Source organism: Paenibacillus sp. BT-177 (assembly GCF_025846815.2).
Taxonomy (GTDB): domain Bacteria; phylum Bacillota; class Bacilli; order Paenibacillales; family Paenibacillaceae; genus Paenibacillus; species Paenibacillus polymyxa_C.
On sequence record NZ_JAOYTP010000004.1, the window covers coordinates 511,499 to 537,665 of the forward strand.

Consider the following 26,167-nt stretch of genomic DNA (forward strand, 5'->3'; position numbering starts at 1 on the left):
CCATACGGCACAAGCAGAGCCTTTTAATTTTATCTACTAACTGTCTAGTCTCTTATTTAAGCCCATAAACCTCGGTATATAAAATCTCTTTAAACGGAGCAAACGCCGATTCAGCCAACGCATCTGAATAGCTCATAATCTGAAGCCGCAGATCTGCCTGTCCTTCTCTTAGAGGGGGCTGTACATATTCAAAATCGTTCAGATGAAACCCTAATCGTTCGTAAAAGCCGATTCTTCTCCGTGACCATTCATCCACTGGCGGCTCAACCTCCAGCACTACCGGTTGGTCAGACTGTGAGACAAATCTACTCATAAGCTTTTTGCCTAATCCGCCACCTCGTATACGGGAATCTACCGCAATATGCTCTACAAATCGAAAATGCGCGAATTCCCAACCTGCCAAGAAAGCCACTATGTTCCCCTGCTCATTCTTTTCAGTCATGATGCGATAGCTAGGATGTTTTAGCAAAGCCTTTTGAGCCTCAAACGTCCTGCATTCTGATGCTGGAAAAGAAGACTCCATAATCGCATATATTTCAGGAAAATCGTGTTCATTTATCATATATCTCCAGCTCCTTTACCTCTAAATTCCCCAAATGACAGGCTGTCTTTATTAAGAGGAAGAGGGATGTTTAGATCTTGTTTAATTCCGTAAGCGTCAGCAACATATGTTCCAACAACTCTGGAATATCCTCCATCTGATCTTCGTTAATTTGCCTGGAAAATCGGAGTTCAATCCTATTATGGTATGTAGATGTCTTCTCTCCGTAAATCTGACTTAGCGTCTGTACTGGTCGAAGTTCAGGCTTCCAAATTTCGGCCAGTATTTTTTCAATCCGGCTGCATTGTGCCTCAATATCTCGAATCTTCATATCAAAATACAGCAATAAGCTACATCCCGGAGTTTGATCTTCCATTTCCAAAATTTCTGCAGCCAGGTTGTTTAAATCCATTTTTAGTTGAAGTTCTGCCGTCACACCCAGCTGTTCTCTCAGACTGAACTGTACACCAAATTCACGCGACATTACCGACATTTCCAATCTATCGATTCGCTGTGTAATGTTAATACGTGAATCCAGATTATCCAGATCATAAACCGCATTTTCCATAGCCACTTTTAAATTATCAAAAACGGTCGGGTCGAACATTTTTCTCACCTCCAATTATGGAGTATAACATAGCTTGTGTTACTCCTAAAATAGGATGCCCCTTTTCACGAAAGCATACTAAGATGGAATTCTATAGTATACAGTAAGTTGGCTAACTCTTAATAGAAGTTTAATGAATAAATTTGTAAAAACTCATAATTGTGACAAAAAAATATATATTTTTGTTTATTGTTACATTTTTATTCCAATTTATTGGGATTCAATATATAATACTGGATGGGATTGGTTATACATATTCATTTAAATCCCAAAATATAAGAAGGGAAGAGATGATTAAATGAAAAAGGCAGTTTTCTCCACACTGGGTCTTGCACTTCTATTAAGCACGTCCACCGCTGTTGCATCTGCTCAAGAAGCTCAAGAAGCAGCACCCGCATTACAAAAGGAATCTATCCAGCTCTTTGGGAATGGGACTGACAGAGAGCCTAACAACTGGTTCGATGAAGCTAGTGAAATACTAGCAGGAGATGACATCTATGGGGAAATAGGCAAACACATTGATGGAGGTTATGACAATAGCGATTATTATAAGTTTAAAGCCTTTCAATCTGGTTGGTATCAATTTAATATTCAAGGGGACATATATCCTAATACATGGCTGAGACTTGGTTTGGCTGACAGTAACGGACACTTCATTAGATATGCAAATGATCGTGAATACTCTTTAGGTAAAAATCTTGAAGCTGGCAAATGGTACTACCTGGTCGTAGAAACACCCGGTGCTGAGTTAGGTCAATTATTCGACTATAAAGTTACTTCTACGATCAAGTAGATCAAAGGATAAATTGAAGTTAACAAAAAAACGCGATCCTTTTACAGGACTACATTTTTACACCTTTTAACAACTCTTTTCTTACCACAAACGCGCTATCCTCGTAGGAGAATTATGGATGAACGCTAACACCTTCTCCGTGCTTATGGTTGATATAAACTTCCCCATAATGTAAAAATAACCATATTATAATAATGATTCTATTATACTCACGTATTGTTATTTCTTTTGTGTATATGATTATTTAGTGAATGATATAGAATAACAACCTAAAATTAATAGGTATACTTAAATGAATATAAACCAAAAAAAGTGAGGGCTCTGATTCATGAAAAAAACATTATTAGCTTCATTAGGTCTTACACTTATGTTGAGTACTACTGCCAGTGTCGCTTTAGCTGCAGAAGCAGATTCTGTACCAGTTGCAAAGGAATCAACTATTGCCCCTTTACTTGAATATGATGAACAGGAGCCAAATGATACTTTTGAACAAGCTAACTATTATTTTATAGGTGATGGGGTCATTGGAACCCTCGGTGAAGAGAAGCATGGGATGTGGGAAAACTACGATGTATATAAAATAATGGCAGAAAATAACTCAAGAGAAGTTCACTTCACAATTGAGGGACACAGATATCCCGATTCTTGGTTGGAGCTAACCCTCTTCGATAGTAATGGTCAAAGCATCAAAAGTTCAAAAAATAGTCAATATTTTTTAAATGCAACTCTTGAACAAGGTAAAGATTACTACCTAACCGTCAATGCGTACGGACTTCAACCTGGAGGAAAAATGTTTGACTATAAAGTCTCTTCTGAAGTTGTAAGGTAGGCTAATTAAATTTATGTAACTTTTCAAGTTGTGTATCGTTCTTTAATGCCTGTTGTCGTATTGGATACATGCAACAGACACATATAAAGACTAAAAAATCCTAACTACACCAAAAAGCCTCACCCTTTTTTAAAGGGGCGAGGCTTTTGTAGTTCAGTCATTCTATTCGAGGCACTCAGTTCTGTTGCTCCTGTGTAGGTCTTACGACAAACGCGAGCTAAAGTCCTCGTAGGAGAACTGACGGATTACCTTGATGCCTTCTTCATCGTTGTAGCTGGCGATGGCTGGCAGGTTGACTCCGTTGAACATATGGTTTTTGACCATCGTGTAATGGGCCATGTCGCAGAATACAAGCTTGTCTCCCGGCTTCAATGGCTCTTTAAAGGAATAGTCACCAATCACATCTCCAGCCAAGCACGTAAGTCCTCCAAGTCTGTAAGTATGTGCATACTCACCAGGCTTGCCAGCACCAATGATATTCGGGCGGTAAGGCATAGCCAGCACATCAGGCATATGACATTCAGCCGAAGTATCCAGAATGGCAATGTCCATTCCGTTTTTCATCGTATCCAATACGGTTGCAACCAGATATCCGGTGTTCAGAGCGATAGCTTCGCCTGGCTCAAGATAAACTTGCACACCGTATTTATCCTGAAAATATTGGATACAGCGTACCAGTGTGTCCAGATCATAGTCTTCTCTGGTAATATGGTGACCGCCGCCAAAATTGAGCCATTTCATTTGCTTAATGTATGGCCCGAATTTCTCATCCACGACTTTAATAGTGCGCTCCAGCGTATCTGAATTCTGTTCACACATCGTATGAAAATGAATACCGTCCACGCCATCCAGATCCTCAGGTCTAAAGTTAGCCAGAGTCACACCCATTCTGGAGTTGTTGTAGCAAGGATCATACAGCGGTGTTTCAATTTCCGAATATTCCGGATTCACTCGAATGCCGATATCGATTTTTTTGGAAGTTACGCCTTGCACTCTGCTTTTGAAGCGGTTCAGTTGATCAAAGGAGTTGAAAACAATATGGTCAACATACTCCAATAGCTCATCAAATTCACTGTCAACATAAGCTGGTGCGTATACGTGAACCTCCTTGTCCATTTTTTCGCGACCGAGTCTTGCCTCGAACAACGAACTGGAGGTTACGCCTTTTAAGTATTTGCCAACCAGAGGAAAGGTCGAAAACATCGAAAATCCCTTAAGAGCAAGCAGAATACTGCAACCTGTCCGCTCTTGTACGGAATTCAAAACCTCAAGGTTTTTGACAAGAAGTCTTTCGTCAACAAGATAACAAGGTGATGGGAGTCCGGTAATATCAATATTCATCGCAGACCTCAATCAAGCAACGTTGGCGAAAAGTTCTCTTGCCATGGCAATCCGTGTTTATTTAGTGCTTCCATGAATGGATCTGGATCGAATTCCTCAACGTTGTAAACGCCTGGCTTTTTCCAGAGACCTTTGATGATAAGCATTGCACCGATCATGGCAGGAACACCTGTTGTATAAGAAATGGCTTGGGAGCCAACCTCTGCATAACATTCCTCATGATCACAAACGTTGTAAACATAATAGGTTTTTGGCTTTCCATCTTTCACGCCTTGGATGATGCAGCCAATGTTTGTTTTGCCTTTTGTTCTTGGTCCCAGAGAAGCCGGGTCCGGCAAAATAGCTTTCAGGAATTGCAGTGGAATGATTTGTTGTCCTTCATAATCAATAGGCTCGATCGAAGTCATGCCTACGTTTTGAAGTACGTTCAAATGATTCAGATAATTGTCCGAGAACGTCATCCAGAAGCGGATTTTTTTCACGCCTTTAATATTCACTGCAAGAGATTCCAGTTCCTCATGATACAAAAGATATATATTTTTCGGTCCAATTTCAGGCAGGTCGTATACTTTTTTCTCAGAAAGTGGCTCAGTTTCAATCCATTCTCCGTTTTCAAAGTAACGGCCTTTCGCTGTAATTTCACGAATATTGATTTCCGGATTAAAGTTAGTTGCAAAAGGATATCCGTGGTCCCCTGCATTTGCATCCACAATATCAATCGTATGAATTTCATCAAAATAGTGCTTTTGAGCATATGCCGTAAATACTCCAGTCACGCCTGGATCAAAACCGCTGCCCAACAGAGCTGTAATTCCTGCTTTTTCGAATCTTTCTTTGTAGGCCCATTGCCAGCTGTATTCAAACTTCGGCGTATCCGGCGGTTCATAGTTCGCCGTATCAACGTAATGAACACCTGTCTCAAGGCAAGCATCCATTATCGTCAAATCCTGATAAGGGAGAGCCACATTGATAACTACATCCGGTTGAAAGCTTCGAATCAAGTCAATGACCATGTCGGTGTTGTCAGCATCAAGCTGAGCCGTTTGGATCTTCGTACGACCTCCACCCAGCTTCTCTTTAAGCGCATCGCATTTCTCAACAGTTCTGCTTGCGATACAAATTTCTTCAAATACATCTGGGTTTTGGCAACATTTATGCACCACAACGCTGGCCACGCCACCGGCGCCAATAATCAATGCTTTTCCCAAAATAAATAACCTCCTTATTCCATACGCTAATCGCTATTCATTCTTGCAAACAAAATGATTATAAAGACATCCCACCAAATAATCAAGAAAAACGACAATTTGCTGTGTCGAAATTCACAGGAGCATGTCACAAAAACTTTACAAATCCCAAAATTATGCATAAATTCTTTGTGAAGCGAGCCAAAAGCAAACATTTCCCCATACATTACAAGGAATCCAACACACCTTTAATGGAAGTTTTCTTGAATATAATGCTCATGTCTTAAAGAAATCATATTATCTTATTTTTGAACAAAAGACCACCCCTCCGCGTCCTATGAAGAAGATTCATGGGGTGGTAAAATAATGGGCTGATAGGCTAATGCTTCATCTACAATCTCTGCCGCACTCAAATCACGGTCGTCCCAATAAATCAAATTACTAATCCCCGGATGAGGTGTATTTTGCATGACTTCAGTCAGCATGCTGTCAAGTTCCTCCTCCGTTCCCTCGCCTCTGATAATTTTGTCCACCAACTGTATAAGCTCACTTCGGTTTAACTTTTGGAGTTTCAATGGGTTTCGGTCCAGACTCATACAATCGCCCTCCTAGGTATGGATTATAGTCAACATAGTGTTGTAGCCTTACACTTCTAGTGTAAGCACTATACGACCTTTTATGGAGCTTTAAGAAGTGTCATAATAAATAAAGCCGCCCCCGGTACGGGAACGGCTCTATATCGTAATAAATCATATTAAACCATGATTTTGCAAATATCGTTCGTGAATTCAACCGGATCTTGCAGCGGCAAGCCCTCGATCAGCAAAGCTTGATTATACAGTAATGCCGTATAGAGGTTTACCTTCTCCTTATCCTCGGCAAAGGCTTCTTTCAAAGAGTTGAACACCGCATGGTTCACGTTGATTTCCAGCACTTTATTCGCTTTGACATCAGCGTTATTCGGCATGGCGTTCAAAATTTTCTCCATCTCAATAGTCACTTCGCCGTCTGCAGACAGACATACCGGATGTGTTTTCAAGCGCTTGGAGGCTTTTACACTGGATACTTTGCCTTCCAGCAAGCCCTTCATATACTCGAACAACTCCTTGTTGTCATTTTGTTCCGCTTCAGTTTCTTTCTCATTTTCGTCAGACTCAATGCCCAGATCGCCACTCGATACGGATTTGAATTCTTTCTCTTTATAGCTTAAGAGCATTTTAATAGCGAACTCATCAATATCATCAGTGAAGTACAAAATTTCATAGCCTTTATCGGCCACTAATTCGGTCTGCGGCAGCTTTTCAATACGCTCGTTGGACTCCCCGGAAGCATAATAAATATACTTTTGATCCTCTGGCATGCGAGATACATATTCGTCTAAAGTAACCTGTTTTTTCTCTGTAGAAGAGTAGAACATAAGCAGATCTTGAAGGGTTTCTTTATGTCTGCCGTAATCGTTGTAGACACCAAATTTCAATTGTCTGCCAAATGATTTGTAGAATTGATCATATTTCTCCCGATCATTTTTGAGTAGAGTCAACAGCTGGCCTTTAATTTTACTTTCGATATTTTTGGCAATCAGCTTCAACTGACGGTCGTGCTGCAGCATTTCTCTCGAAATGTTGAGTGACAGGCTTTCGGAGTCAACCATACCTTTCACAAAGCTAAAATAATCCGGCAGCAGATCAGGAGATTTTTCCATGATCAGTACACCGTTGGCATACAACTCCAGCCCTTTTTCATATTCCTTGGAGTAAAAATCAAACGGTATGTTCTCAGGAATAAACAGAATAGCTTGGTACACTACCGCGCCGTCCGCGCTGACATGGATATGCTGGAGCGGCTTGTCGTAGCCATAGCGTTTTTCCGCGTAGAAATTTTGATAATCCTCGTCGGTTAGCTCGCTTTTATTTTTTCTCCAGATGGGCACCATGCTGTTAATACGCTGTTCTTCTTTGTAATCCTCAAATTCGTTGTCGCTTCCTTCTTTCAGACGCTTGCCTGTAACATCCATTTTAATCGGGTAGCGGATAAAGTCGGAGTATTTTTTAATAAGCGCTTTTAAACGGTACTCGTCCAAATATTCGTCGTAGGACTCATCCTCGGTGTTTTCCTTGATTTTCAGTACAATCTCGGTTCCGACCTCGTCCTTCTCAGCCGCCTCAATGGTATAACCGTCAGCACCTGTTGATTCCCATTTATAAGCCGTATCGCTTCCCAAAGCCTTGGTAGTTACTGTAACTACATCTGCTACCATGAAAGCTGAATAGAAGCCGACGCCGAATTGACCGATGATGTCATGACCATCCTTGGACTCATTTTCATTTTTGAATGCCAATGAACCACTTTTAGCAATGACGCCCAGATTATTTTCCAGTTCTTCCTTGGTCATCCCAATCCCGGTATCACGCAGAGTTAGCGTTCTATTATCCTTATCAGCAATTACTTTAATATAATAATTTTCTTTGTCAAAGACCAATTGATCGTCTGTCAGTGCTTTGTAATAAATTTTATCAATCGCATCACTTGCGTTGGAGATCAGCTCTCTTAGGAAAATTTCCTTTTGAGTGTAAATCGAGTTAATCATCATTTCGAGCAGACGCTTGGACTCAGCCTGAAACTGTTTTTTCTCCATTCGGATATCTCCTTTCAAATATAAACCTATGTAAGGCCAGCGGATAAGAGCTATGCAAACGATTCAACTTTGTTAGCACTCCCACCATTCGAGTGCTAGCCTACCTTTTTTATAACATTCCTCATTTTTTATGTCAATATCTGTACAGTAAAATTACATTTCAGGAAATCGCTAGTGTCTGATCTGCTTAAACATAACGTTAAACAGTTCGACAGAGGATGGAAACAGCCCCTGCACATGAGGAAGCAGATTACTCCTGATCCGTAGCTCATCCTCATCCAAATGCCTTAGATCCTCATGAAAGAACCAGACAATAGGATAATCTCCGTCCTTATGTCTGCTGCCTGCATTTAAACACACAGGACCCTGATCGTCTTCTGCAATTGCAAATGGAATATAGCCTGCAGACAGCAAAGGTGACCATTGATCGATCAAATCATAAAATGCCTTTAAGCCATGACCTATCGGCAGACGTGGAAACTCTACAAACGTACAATCGCTCCAGTATACTCCCGGAATAGATTCATTATCGAATTGTAAAGATACATAATGGTAGGACATGATAAAATTCCTCAGCAGAGGCGGCAGTTCAAAATGGTATTTTTCTTCCATATCCCGAACTTCCTGTTCTGTAATCTGTGAAGGAATAGGTTTCCACTTGATCCATCCCTCCTCATCGACGTTCCCATCACGCATTTCGAACGGTACATTTTCTTCCACATCCATAAAAAAGGCTTCATTCATCTGTGCAAATAACTCCTTCATGGATGTGCGAATATCCGCTTTCTTGTCCATGTTCTCACACCTCTTTCCTTTTTATTCGCATTTTGCACCATAGGCGTATGCCTCACACGTCTCTATATGAAAATAGCATTGCAATCATATACCACTACTCTTTTTATGTTCAGCTTATCAGAACTTGCTTTTTTCACCATTTGCGGAATATTAGTATTACCAGCGCAATGGCTCATAACTACGCCAGAGCAACCAACGCTCTGTCTCGTGAATTGGAGCAGTGCCAATGCTATATTCATCCTTTGAGCCACTCTGCAAATCAATCAAATGAAGCATACCACCATACGTCCCAACCGCCAGCATGCCTTCATCAGGTGTAACTGCCAGCCCGGATATCGTACTGCCGACAAAATAGCGCCAAAGTTCACGCCCCTCTCTATCAATAAGACGGAGATAGCCGTAGGCATCACCTAGAATAGATCCTTGTGTCAGCGCTACTGCAGCGTATACTCGCATTTCTTCATTTATTATCGGCCATTCTTCCTTATTCTGAGCAATTCCCTGCTCCACTTCGGCAATTGGCACCTGAATGGTGGCACCGTTGTAGAAATGACAGGCATTGTACCAGACATCCATATCATCTTTGGAAAATAGGGCATAATGCGGATAGCTGGAGCTCGGCTCCCATGTATGCACCGTCTTATCGGTTAGGTCCATAAGCAAATGCTCACTCATCTGGCTGCCATAAGCGATCCAGCGTCCATCCTTCGACACAGCTCCATGTGCCATATCTACAATCGTGTCTTCCAGCCCCAATTCTCTTCGTTCAGAAGCCTTAGGATGGATCAAATCCGCCTGATCACCAGCCAGCAAATAAACGCCGTAACCGCAAACCAGCAGAAGGCGCTGCCCATCGCCAAACGGAATCACTTCATCTAATATATCCTCAGGATGCTCCTCATCCGCCAAGCATTCCAAGTCAGGAATAGCTGCCTTTAAGCGGGCCTGTATATCCGTCCATTGAAAATGCGCTGTCTCTTCACCTTGTAAATTTCGATCCGGTTGTCGAACAATCCGAATCCCATTCCCATCCACCAACGCAAAATAACTTCCGTCCGGCGAACAACCTACGCGATGCAGTCCGGGAATTTGCCTAATTCCATCTTTTCCCGTCACATAGATCTTGCCGCGTTCCCGAGGATTGCCTGCATGTAGAATAACCTCATTGCTTCCATTCATAAATGCCATCGGTCTAACGGCTTGCAAAGCCTCCTCAAACGCTGGTGTAAGCGGCCAGGATGCAGCCGGAATTTCCCGACGTAACCGCTCTGTTTCCCCTGTCTGATTCGCTTCCTGAATCATACGAAAAATATCTTTGGCCAGCTTAGAGCGTTCGTCCTGCTTTGGCTCTGGCTGCTCCTGCTGCCACTGGCTTTCCATACGATTCTGACAAATTCGTTTACATCTGCGGCATACCTTTTCCCTTCCTGTCGCCACTGTGCTGCCAATTCATGATTCAACCAGCTCATTCTGCTCCCCCATTCCAGTCGTCTATGTATGCCCGGTTTGTTCTACAGGCTTTATTCATTCTGTTAGGTGGTTTCTCACCTTCGTCAACACAGACCACAGGTCTGTCACTGCTTTTACCTCCTCATAGTCCAGGTAGGCATCGTGCTGTTCGTAATATTTGACCGCCACAATCACCATCTGAATCGTCACTGGCTGTCTAGCAGCCTTAAGAACTTCTACAATACTTTCAAAGGTGGCCAGCTCAAACCAAGTTTGAACCTGACGATCTGATATCCATAGGGGAATATACTCGTCCTGTTCGTTGGTTGCGGCTGTACCGTCCTCTGCACTTTCCTCCAGCCAATGCTCATCCAAATAATAAATCGGTGTTTGAACAGGGTCCTGATCCCATTGATCCACATTCACATATAACCAGTTATTATGCAGTTGCCCCACGCTGCACACCAATTCCTGCAATCCTTCAAATACACGATAAGAAGGGCGCTCCCTGCGACGGTAATCCTCAAGTCTTGTCTCATACCTGCTCATCTCCAGCCACCCCGTTTCCGTATCATCCAAACACTCAAAATTCGCGTAACATACACTTATAACTCATAAAACCCGATATAAGTACAAGCACCTCGTCAATAGTTAAGACTACATAAGGAGATTGATCTATTCATGAAAAGAATCACCGCACTTATTATTCTGTCTATGCTCTTACTTGTAACCCCGATCTACGCTGCTGCACCAGCACCTATGCTGGTTTATGTGGATCAGAGTAACCACTCCTTCATCCCGCTTCGCCTCCTGAACAGCTATGAAGGGATCACACTCAACCTGAACCCAGCAGACAAGAAAATAGAAATTGCGCAAGGCAATACCCGGCTTACATTATTTACAGGACAATCTACTGCTAAAGTGAATGATCAAACGATTCGTTTGCAAAATGCACCTTTTACCGATAACGGCGCTACCTATGTACCCTTGCAGTTCATCAGCCAATATCTAAATTTGCAAGTCTTATGGCAAAAAGAAACCTCAGCTGTGCGTATTACGCAAGGTACAACGTCTGTTACGCTTCCGGTACTTACCGGCAAGCTACCCGGAAATACTACCCCGATCACGACAGCTCATAAGAGCTTCAAGGTTGGATCTCGTACCTTTTCCGCTAAGGTGGTCACCATCTCCATGCTCCATCCCAAGGTAAGTTTGGACGTGGCACTGGCAAGCGATACCCTTGGTAAAGTGGAGGACTTAAGCACTCTTGCCAAACGCAATCAAGCGGTTGTAGCCATTAATGGTACATTCTTTGACGCCTATACCAAAAGCTCCTACAAGACGCCTTACGGCTATCTGGTCAGCCATGGCAAGCTGTTGAAAAAAAGCTCCGGTGACCAACGTACCGTCTTTACCTACGATGCTAACCATTTAGCCAAGCTTGTGTCAGGTTCTGTCTTTGAACAACAGTTAAGTCAAGGCAGCGTCGAAGGTGCTCTTCAAGCTGGACCTCGTCTGGTTACGAACGGTCAGGTTTCCCTAAATGTCAAAGCCGAAGGTTTCAAAGACCCTAAAATATTAACAGGCGGCGGCGCCCGCAGCGCACTTGGAATTACTAGGGATCATAAGCTGATCCTCCTGACTACAAGCGGAGCGACCATTCCGCAGCTCGCCCAAATGATGAAGCAGGCTGGCGCTTATCAGGCCATGAATCTGGATGGCGGTGCTTCCAGCGGACTGTACTACAACGGCTCTTACCTCACCACACCCGGCCGCCAGATCAGCAACGCTATTATTGTAAAGTATCAATAGACGAATAAAGGGCTGTCTTCACGGATATGCAAGCCGTGGGGATAGCTTTTTCCTTTTTCTCAGTCACGGTTATTATGGCTCCCCTGTGTTCGAGCGGTTTGTCTGATCCATTACGGGTTGATCCTGCAACCTACAATCGAACCAGACTGGTAAAACTGTTGCTGCCTTCGCTTCCTTTTTTTAAAGAAAGATAAATACGGTTGTTTTCTCCTCTGCTTGCCAAGCATTCATAAAGTCCGGGTTGCACAGACAGGAATAACCCTCCCCATACACAATCAGGTTCTAACTCACCACCTGTGGCTTCCTCTCCTGCACCAATAAATATGTTCCCTGAAGGAACCTTCAAAAACAGCCGCACCGTCGGCTGCTCGATATGATCTGTTATCACAACCTCATACGTCCCATCCGCTCCCAGGTTCAAGAAAGCAGCGTTTCCCGCATTTAACTCCCCCAGCTCGTCTGCTTCGATAGACCACCAATCCGGCTCATCGTTCAAGCGATGCTTCAGAGCTTGCGTATCAAATAGGCAAAGAGTCGCCGTGTCTGTCGTAAATTGAAATGGACTGATTGCCATGTTCATCATACAATCCTCCTGATAATAGTCAGCGAATTTCCGTTTTCCCACGTCTTCCGCTATCCGTATTGCTATAGATTTGAGGGAAATTATCCCTGTATGTAAAGTATAACAATGCTTGTAGAACCAGACAACATACTAGAGCCACCATCCATTCTGCATTAAAAAAGCCCTCCCTCACGATGTCGTGAAAGAGGGTCGCTTTGTAAGTTTGAGCGATGCTAACCTAACGTTAAATCAGAAAAGATTTGGTGATAATCACCAACAAAATGAACAATACCAAAATCGCGCCTGTGGATGTCCATGCTCCACCGTAACCTACTTCACCCATGTCTAAATCCCTCCTTGCGTTAAAGCTTACTCTTATCGTATGTAGAAAAGCGGATAACGACCGGGCGAATCGGCAAATTTATTTGCCATGGACAAGAGTTTCGGAGGGAAAATGCTATTAGTTTCTTTCATATATAGAGCTTTTAACATGGAGGTTAGCGCCCAGTCACAGAGGATAATACAGCATTGGAGTTGGTTATGCTTGTACAGTATTTGAGCTAGTTTCATATGGTATTGGGCTAAGGTGTGGAAATCGGTTATTGAATGATCTAGGTGTTGCACGGGTCTGGATGGTTGAGTGGGACTTGGAATATAGGTAGAAGGAGCTTCTTTCATATCTATTCCTCCAGAGAATTTCAAGAATAGTCTTATTATAACTCAAAATAATACTTATAGATATAGTTAATAACGAATATACGATTCTTAATCTCATGTTTACCAAAGAAAATCTTGTCTACACTTTTTAGTATGAAGGGGTGTAGATGTATGCTGGACAAAGAAGTGTTAAAGCTAGTTGGGGCTAGAATAAGAGTTTTACGCAAAGAAAAAGGCCTCTCGCAAGAAGCACTTGGGGAAAAAGGCGGATTTCATTTTACATACATTGGGCAGATCGAACGTGGAGAAAAGAATGTTTCCTTGATAAATGTAGCTAAAATCGCAAAAGCACTAGACGTAAACTTAGTTCAGTTGTTTTCATATGTAAGCGAGGACCCCAAAATTGTGGAGTCTGATGAAGATATTATAGAAATTATTACAATGCTCAAAAAATCGAGTCCAGAAAAGGTACGTTTGGCGAGAAATGTGATACGGGAGATTATCAACTAAGAAGATTCTCAAAAATTGTGAGAGCAATCTCTTGGGAAATAAAAAAAGGACCATACTTTTCATTTTCAGAAAATCATAGTCCTCATTTTTTATTCAATACCAAAAAGGCACATTAGTTATTTGTCATGACCTTCTTAGATGGATTATCACTCTTTGCAGATGAAATTTAACGCAACAGCCATTCCTTTATTGTCAATGCAGAAGAACCATTTTGAATGAGCGGATCTAAATTCCCAATCTTTGTCGCCTCCTCAAGTGACGCTGCTTTTATTAAATAGGCTCCTCCCGTTCCATCGCTAAATGGACCATACTTTTCAAGAGCTCCCTCTTTCTTTAACTTTTCCAGATGGTCATAGTGCCCTTTGATATCATCAGTATTGAACTTGTTTGTTCGTGTAGTAATTAATAAAAAGTATTCATTGATTTCCCCTCCATATTTCCCTTGTAATAAAAAATATCTGGCGTTCCTTTAAGAAGATATTACAGCGTTAGCTATTGTAATAAAAGTCCTTAAAGATGAAATGCAACTATAAGGGGATTTGGTCAATTTTAGCGGATTCTCAAACTAAAACACGCCCTCAAGTGGCGTGTTTTAGTAATCACAAATCTCTCCAATTCAATTCCCCTAAACTCTTACTTCCAGATCTCGTCCGCAATCTCTTTAATGAAAGCTAGCTTTTTCCATTGCTGCTCTTCTGTCAGAATATTGCCTTCTTCTGTGGAGGCAAAGCCGCATTGTGGGCTGAGGCAGATGTGGTTGATGTCTACGAATTGAGTTGCTTCCTTAATACGGTTGATGACCGTCTGCTTGTCTTCCAGTTCACCCGTTTTGGAGGAAACGAGGCCCAGCACGACTTGTTTTTCATCTTTCAGATGCTTAAGCGGTGTAAAATCACCCGCACGGTCGGTATCGAATTCGAGGTAGTAGCCGTCGATGTTATCGATGCCGAACAGGGTTTCGGCTACAGGTTCATAGCCGCCAGAAGATGCCCAGGTGGAATGGTAGTTACCACGGCATACGTGGGTTGTAACGACCAAATCGGCTGGAAGATTCTTCACGGTTTCCTGATTCACGCGAGCGAACAGCTTTTTGGTATCCTCCACATTTTCACCCGCATGCTGTCTAGCTTCCCAATAGTTTTTATCACAAAGCATGCCCCATGTGCAATCATCCAGTTGCAGGCTGCGGCAGCCTTCATTATACAGCGCTTGGATCACGGATTCGTAAGCTTTGGCGATATCCGACACCAGTTCATCCAGATTGCTGTAATACGTATCGGTTGATTCTTTATTTTCTCCACGCAACAGCTCAGCCAGGAACTGCGCAGGTGCCGGAATCGTTTGGCGAGCGATAGCATCCTCTCCTGCGACTTGTTTCAGGAATTTAAAATCTTCAATGAAAGGATGACGGGAATGTCCAATTTTACCGGACAAACGTGCGGTTTCCGCTCTTGTTTCCACACCTTGGAATTGGTAGCCGTTTGCAAGCTGTACCTTTTCCACGCCGTCCAGTCCCCACATAAAATCAAGATGCCACCAGGAACGTCTGAATTCCCCATCCGTCACGGCTTGAAGGCCTACGGATTTTTGCTTTTCCACCAGTTTGGTAATTTCTTCATCTTCAATCTTTCTCAGCTCGTCCGCAGAGATTTCATTATTTTGAAATTGAATTCGGGCGTCTTTAATCGCTTGCGGGCGCAAAAAGCTGCCAACCATATCATGTCTAAAAGGGGTCACTTTACGTTGGGATGCATTGTCAAGGATGCTGCTCATTAGGGTTATCTCCTTTTTCGCTTCAGTAGTGAAGTTGTTGTAAGAAAGATAACATACATTTTCAGCTATAAGGTAACTCCAATAAACTATAGCTAGTTATAGCCTAAGGCTATATCAAACTTTTTTATTCCCCTATTGCCTCATGCAACGCTTCTACATAGACTGTGGCCAGCTTGGAGAGCGCGACGTTTTTATGGCAAATCCATCCCACATTAATAGACTCATCACACTCCAGGGGGACGGAAATAATTTCGTTACCGTTCAGATCCGCACTAATCACTCCGGTAGAAATGGTATAGCCGTTCAAGCCAATGAGCAGATTAAAAAGGGTGGCCCGGTCATTGACGCGAATGCTTTTGGGGTGCGACAATGTACTCAGAATCTCCTCGGAAAAGTGAAAGGAATTGTACTCCCCTTGTTCAAAGGACAGATATGGGTAAGGATGAAGTTGGTCAATGGTCACGATAGACTGCCGGGATAGCGGGTTATTGGCACTGATAAATATATGCGGCTTAGCCGTAAACAGGCTGTTGAATTGCAGATTTGCATCTTTTAGCAGCTTGTTGATGACTTTGGCGTTAAATTCGTTCAGATACAGGATTCCGATCTCACTGCGTAGGCTTTTGACATCCTGTATGATTTCATGGGTTTTGGTCTCCCGCAAAGCCAGCTCATATTCATCCTGTCCATATTGATTCACCAGATTTACAAATGCATTCACTGCAAAAGCATAATGCTGCGTGGACACAGCAAAATGCTGTGGTGAAGGCTTGGCATCCAAATAGCGACTTTCCAGCAGCTCCGCCTGCTCAACGACCTGACGCGCATAACCTAGAAATTCCACGCCTTCCTTGGATAAAGAAATGCCTTTATTAGTACGCTCAAAAATGGTGATATGAATTTCTTCCTCCAGATCGCGAATCGCGTTAGACAGACTGGGCTGGGAAATGAACAACCGCTTCGCCGCCTCATTCATGGAGCCACGATTGGCAACCTCGATGACATATTTTAATTGTTGTAAGGTCAATGCATGATGTCCTTTCCGTTTGTGTTTCTTCTATTATATAATACATGATCACCCTCCTGGAAAAGGGAATAGAAACACCCCCTTAAAATGGTAACATCCATTTCAAGAAGGTGCTTTTTTCACTGCTGTATTAATTAACGAATTTCACCGTTTGTAGCGATCAGCTTTTGATACCAATAGAAGCTTTGTTTACGAATGCGGCGCAAATCTTTGAGATCAAATTCCTCACGATCCACATAGATGAATCCGTAACGCTTACTGGAGCCCTGATGGGTACTAACCAGATCAATCGCAGACCACGGACAGAAACCGAACACTTCTACGCCGTCTGTAATAGCCAATTGAATCTGCTCGATATGCTTCTTGAAGAAGTCAATACGATAAGGATCGTTCACTACATCCCCTTCTTCCAGCTTGTCAAAAGCGCCCAGGCCGTTCTCTGTCACGATTAAAGGCAGGCGGTAGCGAGAATATATCTGGCGTAATGTGGTTCTAAAACCAACCGGATCAATCTCCCAACCAAACTCCGTCGTTTGCAGGTTGGGATTCACAGAACCTCGGTATGCTCCGGGTTCACCCACAATTTCATGCTGATCTCCTGTATGTGAAAAATCATTTCCATCATCCAGACTTTCCCCTACGGTTTGAGAGGTATAATAATTAAATGCGATAAAGTCCGGCTTCCCTTTCGCTAATATATCCATATCCCCTTCTTCAATGACAGGCTCATAGCCCTTCTCCACCAAATAGCTCCAGGCAATATGATTGTAGCGGCCGAATACAGCCATATCTAGGTAGAGCCAGTTGCGAATGGCTGCATAGTTATCAGCCGCCAGCGTATCTTCCGGTTTGGAACTGGCTGGATAAATGACCCCAATATTCGGTGCTGGTCCAATTTTCGCATTAGGCAGCATGTCATGGCACAATACCATCGCCTTCGCCTGCGCGACTAACATATGATGATTTTGCTGATACAGTACCTTTTGCGGATTTTCCAGGCTAGTATCCAATGTACCAATAGAACCGGGATGGAGAATCAGCATGTTCTGCTCATTAATGGTGAGCCAATATTTGACCCTGTCCCCAAAGTTCTCAAACAACGTTTTGGCATATTGTTCGAAGGCATCAATCGTCTCTCTCTTGGACCATCCGCCTTGTTGTTCAAGCGCATAGGGCAGATCAAAATGATACATGGTAACAATCGGTTCAATACCATATTTAATTAATTCGTTAATCAATGAGTTGTAAAATGCAATTCCCTTCGGATTGACTTCGCCGGTGCCTTGTGGATAGATGCGTGTCCAAGCGATCGAGAAGCGGTACGCCTTAAAGCCCATTTCAGCCATCAGGGCTACGTCCTCTTTGAACATATGGTAGTGATCACTGGTTACCTTAAAATCAGTAACTCCTTCGACGTGGTTAGCCATGTCAATGACAGAGGGTCCTTTTCCATCTTCGTCCCATGCACCCTCTACTTGATAAGCGGAAGTTGAACCTCCCCAGAAAAAGTTTTCAGGAAATGCCTTCAATTGATTATGTTTCATGCTAAAGTCCCTCCAGTTATCGTTATATCCTTCTAATTTCGCTTCATGTACGTGATGATGAGCTTTCCTGTATTACACCACCAAAGTTAGCAATACTTCATTTTTCTGAACCTGCTCCTGATTGGTCTCAAATACGTCCACATTATGTTTCGTCAGGGTGACGATGACAGGGGTTACGATTTCGTACCCTGCTTCTATAATCTGCTCTCTGTCAAATTGGATTAACAAGTCCCCTTGTTTTACGATATCTCCCTCTTGAACGACCGGATTAAAATGCTTTCCTTTCAACGCGACGGTGTTAATTCCAATATGAATTAATATCTCCGTACCCGCCTTGGAAGTCAAGCCGATGGCATGTCCTGTAGGGAACAGCGACGTTACAACTCCATCTATGGGCGCTACGACCTCACCGACAGACGGTTCAATGGCTAAGCCTTTCCCCATTGCCCCTGTAGAAAATGCCGAATCATTCACTTGGCTCAGTGGTGTCGTCTTGCCTGTGATCGGGCTGTATATCGTTTCTTTCTTGATGTCAACAGCCTTAGTTGCTGTAACAGTTGGTAGAGGTTCTTCCGTCTTAACGGCCTCAACAGTTGCCGCGGTCTCCCCCTTCACCTTGCTTTCATAGCCAAAAATAAGAGTCAGCACCGTGGCTACCGCGAACGAGCATGCAATGGCAATCACGTAAACCAAGGTAGGCGTATATACCGGAATCGCAAAAATGTTGTGAAACACATAAGCCGTCATTTTCACTCCAAAGTGTCCATTGATGGCCCCACCTATCGCCCCTGCGATAATGACAATCGGAATGACTCGTTTAAAGCGAAGCACCAGACCATACACAATCGGCTCTGTCACACCCGCCAGCAAGCCTGTAATACTCGTGGAACCTGCAAGGGTTCTAAGTGTTTTATCTTTTTTGGCCTTCAGGAAGATACCGAATGCGACACCAATTTGAGCAAATACAGCCGCAGCCGCCATAGCCTCAATCGGATCACCGCCAACACCGATATTTTGAATCGTGATCGGGGTAAAGCCCCAGTGAAGTCCGAAGACGACCATAAAGGTCATAAAGCCGCCAAGCACAATCCCTGACAAAATGCCACTTACACCGATTAACCATGTCACACCCGAAGAAATCCAATCTCCTACCGTTGTGCCGAACGGTCCAAATGCGATAGCAGATAGCGGAACCATTATCATTAAAGCCAGCATCGGAACTAAAAACAGCTGCAAATCCTTAAGAATGATCTTCTTCAAAAACTTGTCGACCAACGCATAGATGCTGATAGATATGAAAATCGGGAAAACACTCGCTGAGTAGTTCATCATGACCACCGGTATTCCTAAAAACGATACATCAGAGCCTTTGTCCATCAACCCCGTAAAGTTGGGTTCCAGAAGAGCCGCACCGATCACACCAGCTACATAAGGATTCGCTTTCAGCTTTATACCGAGCGTAATCCCCAGTAAAATCGGCAAGAAGTAAAAGACAGCATTCCCGGCAGCAGACAGGATCAGATAGGTATCACTTGTTTCAGACATCCAGCCCAGCAAGGTCAAAACTGTCAAGAGGGCTTTCAGCATCCCCGAGCCTGCCATCGCCGGAATCAATGGGGAGAAACTGCCGGAAATGACTTCGAAGATTGTGGATATGACCGATGTCTTCTTTCCGCTGGATTCTTTGGCCATAGAGGTGTCTGACCCAAAATCCCTGTTTTTCATAATTTCTGTGTATACATAGGCAACATGGCTGCCAATCACGACTTGAAATTGTCCACCGCTTTCAACAACAGTAATGACTCCCTCGTGCTTCTCAAGCGCTTCTCTTTCGGCTTTTCGTGAATCCTTCAGGTCAAATCGGAGTCGTGTAGCACAATGGACAAGCCCATTGATATTTTCTTCTCCTCCAACGAGACGTACGATATCCTCGCCCATTTTCTTATGGTCCATGTTCATTCTCCTCTGGGGCAGATTGCCTGAAAACAAAAAAATACCTAAACGAAAGGCCTGTATGATCAAAGAAAATGATCACTGCCATTCATTTAGGTATCGCCTGCTTATCAGTAACAATCCTTAAATTTAAGTTGTGAGCCTACTATAAAACACTCCGAAATCGTTTGCAAGCATTTTTTTCTAAGCATCAGCCAAATCATTTCTGGAGGTTACACGCTGTATATGAATCGTCAAATACACTTTTTCGTCCAATCGACATCGCACTTTCATGCTTTAATTCCAAGTATTGATTAATTAATTGGGTGCACTGAAAAGCCCTCTCGTATTTTTCTTTGACTTGGTCATACAAGAAGTTATCCCCTGATGCTAATTGCTCTTGTTCATTGCTAAGCAAGCGTTGGGCAAAGTACTGCAAATGTGTAATAAATCGCGAATAATTAAATGAGGTTTCATCCAGGGTAATTTGATAGTAATCGGTTACAATATTGAAAATGTCATCAATGACCTCTGTAATCTCAACTGTTTGTTTCATTCCCTGTCCGTCTTGTCTTGCATTAACAAAATGCATGGCAATAAAGCTTGCTTCATGCTCATCCATTTGAATGCCAAATTGAGCATGAATGATGTCCAATGCATTCATACCTATCATAAATTCTTTTTTGTAAAATTTTTTAATTTGCCATAACAGTGAATTTTTAAGTCCCACGGATTTTCTATATCGAGAGATGGCAAATTGGATATGGTCAATCAACGAAATATAGATATTATCACTAAAAATATCTCCCATTTCTTTTTTGGCGCTGCCTACAATTTCATCCGCCACCTTTAAATACTCTACAGAGGTTTCCCCAATGAGATCAATTAATTTTTGCGGAATTTTATCGGACTTTAATACAAAGGTTTTTTCTATCTTTTCTTCATCGACCCTTTGACCATTTTTCTTTTTAAAACCCAGGCCGTTCCCTATGACAACAAACTCATGACCTACCTGATTTTCGGCCCGAATGACATTGTTGTTAAATATTTGCCGGATGATCATCTAGCTGCTCACCTCATTGATGTAATGACAAAGTTTGTAATAACAAAAAAAACCAAATAACGACTAAGTCCATTAGTCATTATTTGGGTATCGCCTGCTTACCAGTAACAATCCCGAAGGGCACAATGCCCCTCATTCAATTACTCTTACTATACCGCTTTCAAAGCAGAATAACAATACAAACATGCCAAAAAAACCGCCAAACACTTAAAATCCTTGTGCTTAGCGGTAATTTAAGTTCATGCTTAACGTTCTTTTTCTTTGCAAAATACATCTTTGGCTACCTGAACAGCTGAGGCTGCTCGCGGCCATCCTACGTAAAAGGCTAGTTGTGTAATAACCTCAATCAATTCTTCCTCCGAAATCCCGTTCTCTTTGGCTAGGTTCAGATGATAAGGAAGTTGATTCACATGCTCACCCGCTACCAAAGCAGCAACTGTAATGAGACTCCGTTCCCTAAGAGATAGCTCACTTCTTCTCCATACATCTCCAAAAAGAACTTCCTCCGTATAGCTTACAAAAGCGGGTGCCAAATCACCAATCGTTTCCCGAACACTCGATCTGATTAATTTATGCTTCATAAAATCATCTGGGCATGTCCGTTGCCAAAGGACCAATCCTCTAATTCGGTCTCCACCAGTGTCACAAATACATCCTCCGGTCTAATCTTGCATTCAATAGATATGAGTGCGGCTAACCTTTGGTAAAAACTCTTTTTTTGTTCCGTAGTTCTACCCGATCCCATCGTAATTTGGATGTACAACAGCTTGTCTGTTCTGGGTACATTCAAATAATCGGGACTATAATAAAATTCGCTCTGCTTATGAGCATGAAAAACCTGAAAATAATCCTTGGGCGGGACCTGAAAATGTTCAATCAAAGCATTCATGATGCAGCGGCTAATGCCAGGCAGGTCCTGCTCTGTGTATTGTTGCTCCATATAGCCTACTCGTACAAAGGGCATATGCATTCTCTCCTATTTGTTGGGATAAGATGATTGTACTCTCCTTATCTTCATCTGTATAATTGAAAATAATCATAAATATATTTAATTTCACCGATGGAGATGAGTTTGCATGGATCTGAAAGAGTTAACTACGTTTCGCACTATTATTGAAGAAGGAACCTTCTCGAAAGCTGCCGCCAAATTAAAATACGCACAATCTACAGTCACGAACCAAATCCAAAGGCTAGAAAAAGAGCTGGGATTTCAGCTTTTTAAAAGAGGCTGGGATGCGGAATTAACCGCCTCAGGAAAAATGTATGCCGAAGAGGTTGACGGGCTTATTCGGCATTGGAATTTTGTAATGGACCAGGCGAAATCGCTGAAAAAAGAAGAGATTGGCACGCTCCATATCGGTGTGATTGAAACGGTAGCTACTACCGCACTGCCTTTGATTCTACGACATTTTCGCGAGCATAAACCGAATATTACGTGCCACTTTACAGTGGGAAACACGGATGCACTCTCCAAAGCTGTGATGGACGGTACGCTGGATTTTGCAATCTCCGGAGAACCTCACTCGATTCCTTCCCTACATTTCGAACCTTTGTATCACGAACAAATTGCTTTTATCGTGTCCCGTAGTCACCCCTTCGCGGCAAGAAGTGAGCTTCAGCTCGAAGATCTGTATGAGTATCCGCTTATTGTTGGAGGTAAGAACTGCTTGTACCATATACGACTGGAGAAAGAGCTTTCCCGATTCCCTTCGATGCCGTTTTTTTATACTGTCAGTCAAATTTCGTCTATACCTTCATTCGTAAATACGTTTCCTTCGGTTGGAGTGGTTCTGTCGTCAATGCCTCTGCAGAAGGACCTAGTCGCCATCCCTCTCCAGTTAACAGACCCGAATATTCCCATCGGACTATTACAAAACAATCAGCACCCTCAATACCTGACTTCAGCCCGAAGGCTGTTTATGCAGTTGGTAAAAAAACAGTGGGGAATGAATGACTCCCATTGGAGCTGAAAATATTGAAGCTCATAAAAAAAGCGACCGAAAATCCCGGTCGCTTTTTGATTATAACTATGGGTTACTCTAATTCCCTATGGTGCAAAATCTTTGTAGGAAGTACCTGTTACGCTTCGTTATTTTAATTTATCAACTTGGCATTTTTAAGCATGCGCTGCACCAATATTGCGGTTTCTGCACGGGTAAGCCTTTGATGAGGCAGTAAGTTTGTTCCGTCTCCTTGCAATGCCCCCGTATGAATCACCCACGAAAGCGGTTCGCGTGCCCATTCAGCCACTTGCTCTTGATCCTCGAATGTAGATAAATTCTCAGTAATATCAGACTCATTACGAGAAGATTCCTCTATGATGATCCGCATAGCCCTAACCAAAGCTACAATCGCTTCTTGTCTGGTAATCGCATGATCCGGCTGAAATGTCCCATCTTTATAACCAGTTAAGATACCATATTGCTGTGCGGTTATGACCGTTCTATAAAACCAATCAGACTTCTGAATATCTCTAAACTTGATGTTCGTTTTGCTTGGTTTCTCCTGCAGACCAAGCGCTCTAACCAGAATCGTAGCCAATTCAGCGCGAGTCACCCACGCCTCAGGCTGAAAATGAGATTCATCGACTCCTTTTAAGATCATTCTGGAGGCCATGTCTTCAATAGCAGACTGAGCCCAAGGTCTGTTCTTTAAGTCAACAAAATTGCTCTTTTGAGATGCAAGCGCATAAGCTCCATTCGTAAAGCCGGGAATAGCGGCTGCCTTCACTCCGTTTTGTTCACTAAATAAGGTAAGAACCGGGCGCGTCCCCTGCTTATTTGATACAACAGCTGTAGTTGGCAAATTCGAGGCTCCCTCCGGCAGAAAAATTAAACGTTCCGCCTTCACGCCAGCCGCTTCGATCTGCTTGATTTCGCCCCCATCCAGCAAAAATACTGAGAAACTCATAGGCTCGCTCACCAACTGATACCCATCCTGCACAGCCGCTTGTTTGATACTTGTCGTGACTTCCTCTGGACTGTACCCCATAACCAAATGCGCCTCTGTGCTGCTTGTTGAGTATGGCAATGACCTCATTGGCACACTATATTGTCCTTGCATCGTCTGTAAGCTGATCGTCGCTTCGTTGTTCCTTAGAACTTCTAAGGCTTCCCTAGGAACAATAAGTGTCGTTTGATGCACTTTATTGTCCAGCGATATCCTAATCTGTGCCGGGATCTGCAGCTGGCTCAAAGGCTGACTAAATGCATGTTGATCCAAATAAACCGTTGCTTTGGTTATTCCTTTTGCCGTTTCCAGATTCAGAGTAGCCATCTCGTTAAACCATTGTCCATTGATGGATACAGGGATCTTCGGTGCCGGCGTTGTAACAACGTTCGCTATAGCCGCACTGGCACCCGAGCTAGTAACTTCGTCTGATTTCTTGTCTTTATGCTTATCGTTGTCTTCGTCCTTCTGCTTATCTGCCCGCCAAATATCTACGACAATGGTCTGATGAGTCTTCCCATCCTGTGCCTCAACGAAAATCGTAAACGTATTCTTCCCGACTGCCAACGCATATTCAGTCCCTGATTCCTCATCGGAAACCCGGCTTCCGTTTACGTGTATAACAGCGCCGTGGTCCTCTGCGGCAACTCTCAGTTGTATAGCATAAACGTCATGGCTTACTGTCACAGCATATTGGGTTTCAAGCGGTGAATAGGCAAACGGTACCTGTCCTCCCATTCCTGAAATCTGCAGCTCAGCTAAATCAGCATTATCACTTACAGACAAAATATTGCTGATGTTGATGTATGCGACATTTTCATTCCCTGACTGATCCTGAACATATACCGAATACCAGCCGTTCGAGCTTACTGTGAATCGTCTATCCACGACCTCTATTCCTTGGGTTTGAAAATCAACCACTTCTCGGATTCCATCTGCCCATTTTATCGAATTTACAGTGTTGTAATCTCCATATACTGCTGCATTCACTGTAATATCCACATTGCCGTATGTCGGTTGCAAAGGATCAGCTTCCAAAGTGATCGCCGGAACTTGGTCATACGTAAACGTCACTAAAGCCTTTTGGTTCAACGATGTATGGCTTTCTGCTTCAATAGCGGTATACTCCACCGTCTCAGCCGCGACGTTACTTACTACAAATTGAGCCTGACCCGCAGCATTCGTCGTACCATAGACTGCTTCGATCACGGATTGCCCTTTATCAGCGATCAGTTGAACCTGCTTACCTGCAATCGAATTACGATGGTCATCTTTCAACACTACTGTAATCAATGCTTGTTTGTTGCCGTCGGCACGCACGCTTGCTGGAGTTGCTGAGATAGTGCTCTCTGTAACTGAAAATGGACCCGGTTGTAATGAAATGTCCAGGCTCTTCAGCAGAGTACCATTAAAGTATGCTTGAACGTTGGCCAAACCAGTTGACGTGCCGGAAGTAAATTGGGCTCTGAAATGGCCATTTCCCAAATTCTGAACAAGATCTAAAGTGCCCAGCGTTGTAGTCAGCGTAATATCTCCGCCAGCCGTGTAGTCGTTGTTGTTGACATCCTTTAGCTGAACATCTATGAAGGCCGTACTAGTCCCGTTGGCAATCATACTTAGGGCTGTAGATTGAATCATACTATTAGATGGTGATAAGCTCTGATCTGGCAACATATAGGTTTTAAACTGATAATCTAAACTCCAAATATCATGCCCGCTGCCACCAGCATAAGGATTATTGTTGGCGGTGTACCAACCAAAACCGCTGCTTCCAACGTTCACAGTGCTTAATTCCAAGCGATAGATCACATTTCGTACTAACATTGGTGGGGTAGTAAAGGATACTGATAACCAGCCTGCCTCATCCCTGGCTGCAATCATCTGAGTTGCGAGTAATTTCGTGCCATCTGCAGTGTATATTTTGGCAATAATTCCACCTGTATTCCCGTAGCTTTTTGTCTTATAAATTTCAACTCCCGACAAATAGCCTGTGTAACCTGAAGTGAACGTTTGCCATCGTTTGTTGACTGAATCCACCCATATACTACCATTCCCTTGCGTTTGCTGCTGGTCCAGTACTGGTGAATCCGCATAAACGGAGGAATCCACCGCCGAAAAGATCATTCCCTGCAATAAAATACAAACCAGCAACACTCTCAAG

23 protein-coding genes and 2 pseudogenes are annotated in these 26,167 nt (G+C 43.1%); 5 read left to right on the plus strand and 20 right to left on the minus strand.

The window, feature by feature from the left end; all coding sequences use genetic code 11:
• Window positions 1–52: 52 nt before the first annotated feature.
• Window positions 53–562 carry a GNAT family N-acetyltransferase gene (locus tag OIU26_RS15965; RefSeq protein WP_264217363.1) on the minus strand — a complete coding sequence of 170 codons (510 nt, stop codon included), beginning with the start codon at window positions 560–562 and terminating at the stop codon, window positions 53–55.
• Window positions 563–632: 70 nt separating this feature from the next.
• Window positions 633–1,148 carry a hypothetical protein gene (locus tag OIU26_RS15970; protein ID WP_264217364.1) on the minus strand — a complete coding sequence of 172 codons (516 nt, stop codon included), beginning with the start codon at window positions 1,146–1,148 and terminating at the stop codon, window positions 633–635.
• 298 nt (window positions 1,149–1,446) lie between these two features.
• On the opposite strand from OIU26_RS15970, the gene OIU26_RS15975 reads away from it, so the two are divergent.
• Together OIU26_RS15975 and OIU26_RS15980 are read left to right on the plus strand one after the other, a co-directional pair.
• On the plus strand, window positions 1,447–1,941 hold the full coding sequence (locus OIU26_RS15975) for a hypothetical protein (protein WP_264217365.1): 495 nt from the start codon (window positions 1,447–1,449) through the stop codon (window positions 1,939–1,941).
• Window positions 1,942–2,269: 328 nt separating this feature from the next.
• The gene (locus OIU26_RS15980; RefSeq protein WP_264217366.1) at window positions 2,270–2,770 is read left to right on the plus strand and encodes a hypothetical protein; all 501 of its coding nucleotides are present in this window, start codon (window positions 2,270–2,272) and stop codon (window positions 2,768–2,770) included.
• 201 nt (window positions 2,771–2,971) lie between these two features.
• On the opposite strand, the gene nspC is transcribed toward OIU26_RS15980, so the two are convergent.
• The 7 genes and pseudogenes from nspC to OIU26_RS16015 all read right to left on the minus strand — a co-directional run bounded on the left by nspC (window position 2,972) and on the right by OIU26_RS16015 (window position 10,726).
• The gene (gene nspC / locus OIU26_RS15985; protein ID WP_013370431.1) at window positions 2,972–4,111 is read right to left on the minus strand and encodes a carboxynorspermidine decarboxylase; all 1,140 of its coding nucleotides are present in this window, start codon (window positions 4,109–4,111) and stop codon (window positions 2,972–2,974) included.
• A gap of 8 nt (window positions 4,112–4,119) precedes the next feature.
• On the minus strand, window positions 4,120–5,319 hold the full coding sequence (locus OIU26_RS15990) for a saccharopine dehydrogenase family protein (protein WP_013370430.1): 1,200 nt from the start codon (window positions 5,317–5,319) through the stop codon (window positions 4,120–4,122).
• Between the two features lie 314 nt (window positions 5,320–5,633).
• Window positions 5,634–5,894: a bacteriocin immunity protein gene (locus OIU26_RS15995; protein WP_013370429.1), complete on the minus strand. Its 261-nt coding sequence runs from the start codon at window positions 5,892–5,894 to the stop codon at window positions 5,634–5,636.
• A gap of 158 nt (window positions 5,895–6,052) precedes the next feature.
• On the minus strand, window positions 6,053–7,933 hold the full coding sequence (gene htpG, locus OIU26_RS16000; RefSeq protein WP_040101687.1) for a molecular chaperone HtpG: 1,881 nt from the start codon (window positions 7,931–7,933) through the stop codon (window positions 6,053–6,055).
• Between the two features lie 171 nt (window positions 7,934–8,104).
• Window positions 8,105–8,728, minus strand: a complete 624-nt coding sequence (locus OIU26_RS16005; RefSeq protein WP_058712333.1) for an SMI1/KNR4 family protein — start codon at window positions 8,726–8,728, stop codon at window positions 8,105–8,107.
• A 156-nt stretch (window positions 8,729–8,884) separates the two neighbouring features.
• Window positions 8,885–10,197: pseudogene (locus OIU26_RS16010) on the minus strand (hypothetical protein).
• Window positions 10,198–10,252: 55 nt separating this feature from the next.
• Window positions 10,253–10,726 carry a hypothetical protein gene (locus tag OIU26_RS16015; RefSeq protein ID WP_264217367.1) on the minus strand — a complete coding sequence of 158 codons (474 nt, stop codon included), beginning with the start codon at window positions 10,724–10,726 and terminating at the stop codon, window positions 10,253–10,255.
• Between the two features lie 132 nt (window positions 10,727–10,858).
• Here OIU26_RS16015 and OIU26_RS16020 point away from each other — a divergent pair, with 132 nt between their 5' ends.
• Window positions 10,859–11,989: a phosphodiester glycosidase family protein gene (locus OIU26_RS16020; protein WP_264217368.1), complete on the plus strand. Its 1,131-nt coding sequence runs from the start codon at window positions 10,859–10,861 to the stop codon at window positions 11,987–11,989.
• Window positions 11,990–12,119: 130 nt separating this feature from the next.
• Here the strand turns inward: OIU26_RS16020 and OIU26_RS16025 are convergent, their stop codons facing one another.
• Window positions 12,120–12,572: a DUF6386 family protein gene (locus OIU26_RS16025; protein ID WP_165084211.1), complete on the minus strand. Its 453-nt coding sequence runs from the start codon at window positions 12,570–12,572 to the stop codon at window positions 12,120–12,122.
• Window positions 12,573–12,795: 223 nt separating this feature from the next.
• The gene (locus tag OIU26_RS16030) at window positions 12,796–12,894 is read right to left on the minus strand and encodes a hypothetical protein (RefSeq protein ID WP_014599622.1); all 99 of its coding nucleotides are present in this window, start codon (window positions 12,892–12,894) and stop codon (window positions 12,796–12,798) included.
• A gap of 485 nt (window positions 12,895–13,379) precedes the next feature.
• Between OIU26_RS16030 and OIU26_RS16035 the strand changes: the two genes are divergently transcribed.
• On the plus strand, window positions 13,380–13,718 hold the full coding sequence (locus OIU26_RS16035) for a helix-turn-helix domain-containing protein (RefSeq protein ID WP_058712638.1): 339 nt from the start codon (window positions 13,380–13,382) through the stop codon (window positions 13,716–13,718).
• Window positions 13,719–13,884: 166 nt separating this feature from the next.
• Here OIU26_RS16035 and OIU26_RS16040 read toward each other — a convergent pair whose 3' ends face one another.
• The 8 genes and pseudogenes from OIU26_RS16040 to OIU26_RS16075 form a co-directional block, all read right to left on the minus strand.
• On the minus strand, window positions 13,885–14,142 hold the full coding sequence (locus tag OIU26_RS16040; protein WP_264217405.1) for a YciI family protein: 258 nt from the start codon (window positions 14,140–14,142) through the stop codon (window positions 13,885–13,887).
• A 209-nt stretch (window positions 14,143–14,351) separates the two neighbouring features.
• The gene (locus OIU26_RS16045) at window positions 14,352–15,491 is read right to left on the minus strand and encodes a 5-methyltetrahydropteroyltriglutamate--homocysteine S-methyltransferase (RefSeq protein WP_165084378.1); all 1,140 of its coding nucleotides are present in this window, start codon (window positions 15,489–15,491) and stop codon (window positions 14,352–14,354) included.
• Window positions 15,492–15,615: 124 nt separating this feature from the next.
• Window positions 15,616–16,518 carry a LysR family transcriptional regulator gene (locus OIU26_RS16050; protein WP_013370387.1) on the minus strand — a complete coding sequence of 301 codons (903 nt, stop codon included), beginning with the start codon at window positions 16,516–16,518 and terminating at the stop codon, window positions 15,616–15,618.
• A gap of 134 nt (window positions 16,519–16,652) precedes the next feature.
• The gene (locus OIU26_RS16055; protein ID WP_264217369.1) at window positions 16,653–18,062 is read right to left on the minus strand and encodes a glycoside hydrolase family 1 protein; all 1,410 of its coding nucleotides are present in this window, start codon (window positions 18,060–18,062) and stop codon (window positions 16,653–16,655) included.
• 72 nt (window positions 18,063–18,134) lie between these two features.
• On the minus strand, window positions 18,135–20,015 hold the full coding sequence (locus tag OIU26_RS16060; RefSeq protein ID WP_264217370.1) for a beta-glucoside-specific PTS transporter subunit IIABC: 1,881 nt from the start codon (window positions 20,013–20,015) through the stop codon (window positions 18,135–18,137).
• A gap of 183 nt (window positions 20,016–20,198) precedes the next feature.
• Window positions 20,199–21,057: pseudogene (gene licT / locus OIU26_RS16065) on the minus strand (BglG family transcription antiterminator LicT).
• 245 nt (window positions 21,058–21,302) lie between these two features.
• Window positions 21,303–21,638: a carboxymuconolactone decarboxylase family protein gene (locus OIU26_RS16070; protein WP_044785459.1), complete on the minus strand. Its 336-nt coding sequence runs from the start codon at window positions 21,636–21,638 to the stop codon at window positions 21,303–21,305.
• Window positions 21,635–22,021 carry a tautomerase family protein gene (locus tag OIU26_RS16075; protein WP_264217371.1) on the minus strand — a complete coding sequence of 129 codons (387 nt, stop codon included), beginning with the start codon at window positions 22,019–22,021 and terminating at the stop codon, window positions 21,635–21,637. The genes OIU26_RS16070 and OIU26_RS16075 overlap by 4 nt, the downstream gene beginning before the upstream one ends.
• Window positions 22,022–22,133: 112 nt before the next feature.
• Between OIU26_RS16075 and OIU26_RS16080 the strand changes: the two genes are divergently transcribed.
• On the plus strand, window positions 22,134–23,027 hold the full coding sequence (locus tag OIU26_RS16080; RefSeq protein WP_264217372.1) for a LysR family transcriptional regulator: 894 nt from the start codon (window positions 22,134–22,136) through the stop codon (window positions 23,025–23,027).
• A 124-nt stretch (window positions 23,028–23,151) separates the two neighbouring features.
• Here OIU26_RS16080 and OIU26_RS16085 read toward each other — a convergent pair whose 3' ends face one another.
• The gene (locus OIU26_RS16085) at window positions 23,152–26,160 is read right to left on the minus strand and encodes an S-layer homology domain-containing protein (RefSeq protein ID WP_264217406.1); all 3,009 of its coding nucleotides are present in this window, start codon (window positions 26,158–26,160) and stop codon (window positions 23,152–23,154) included.
• Between the last annotated feature and the right edge of the window lie 7 nt (window positions 26,161–26,167).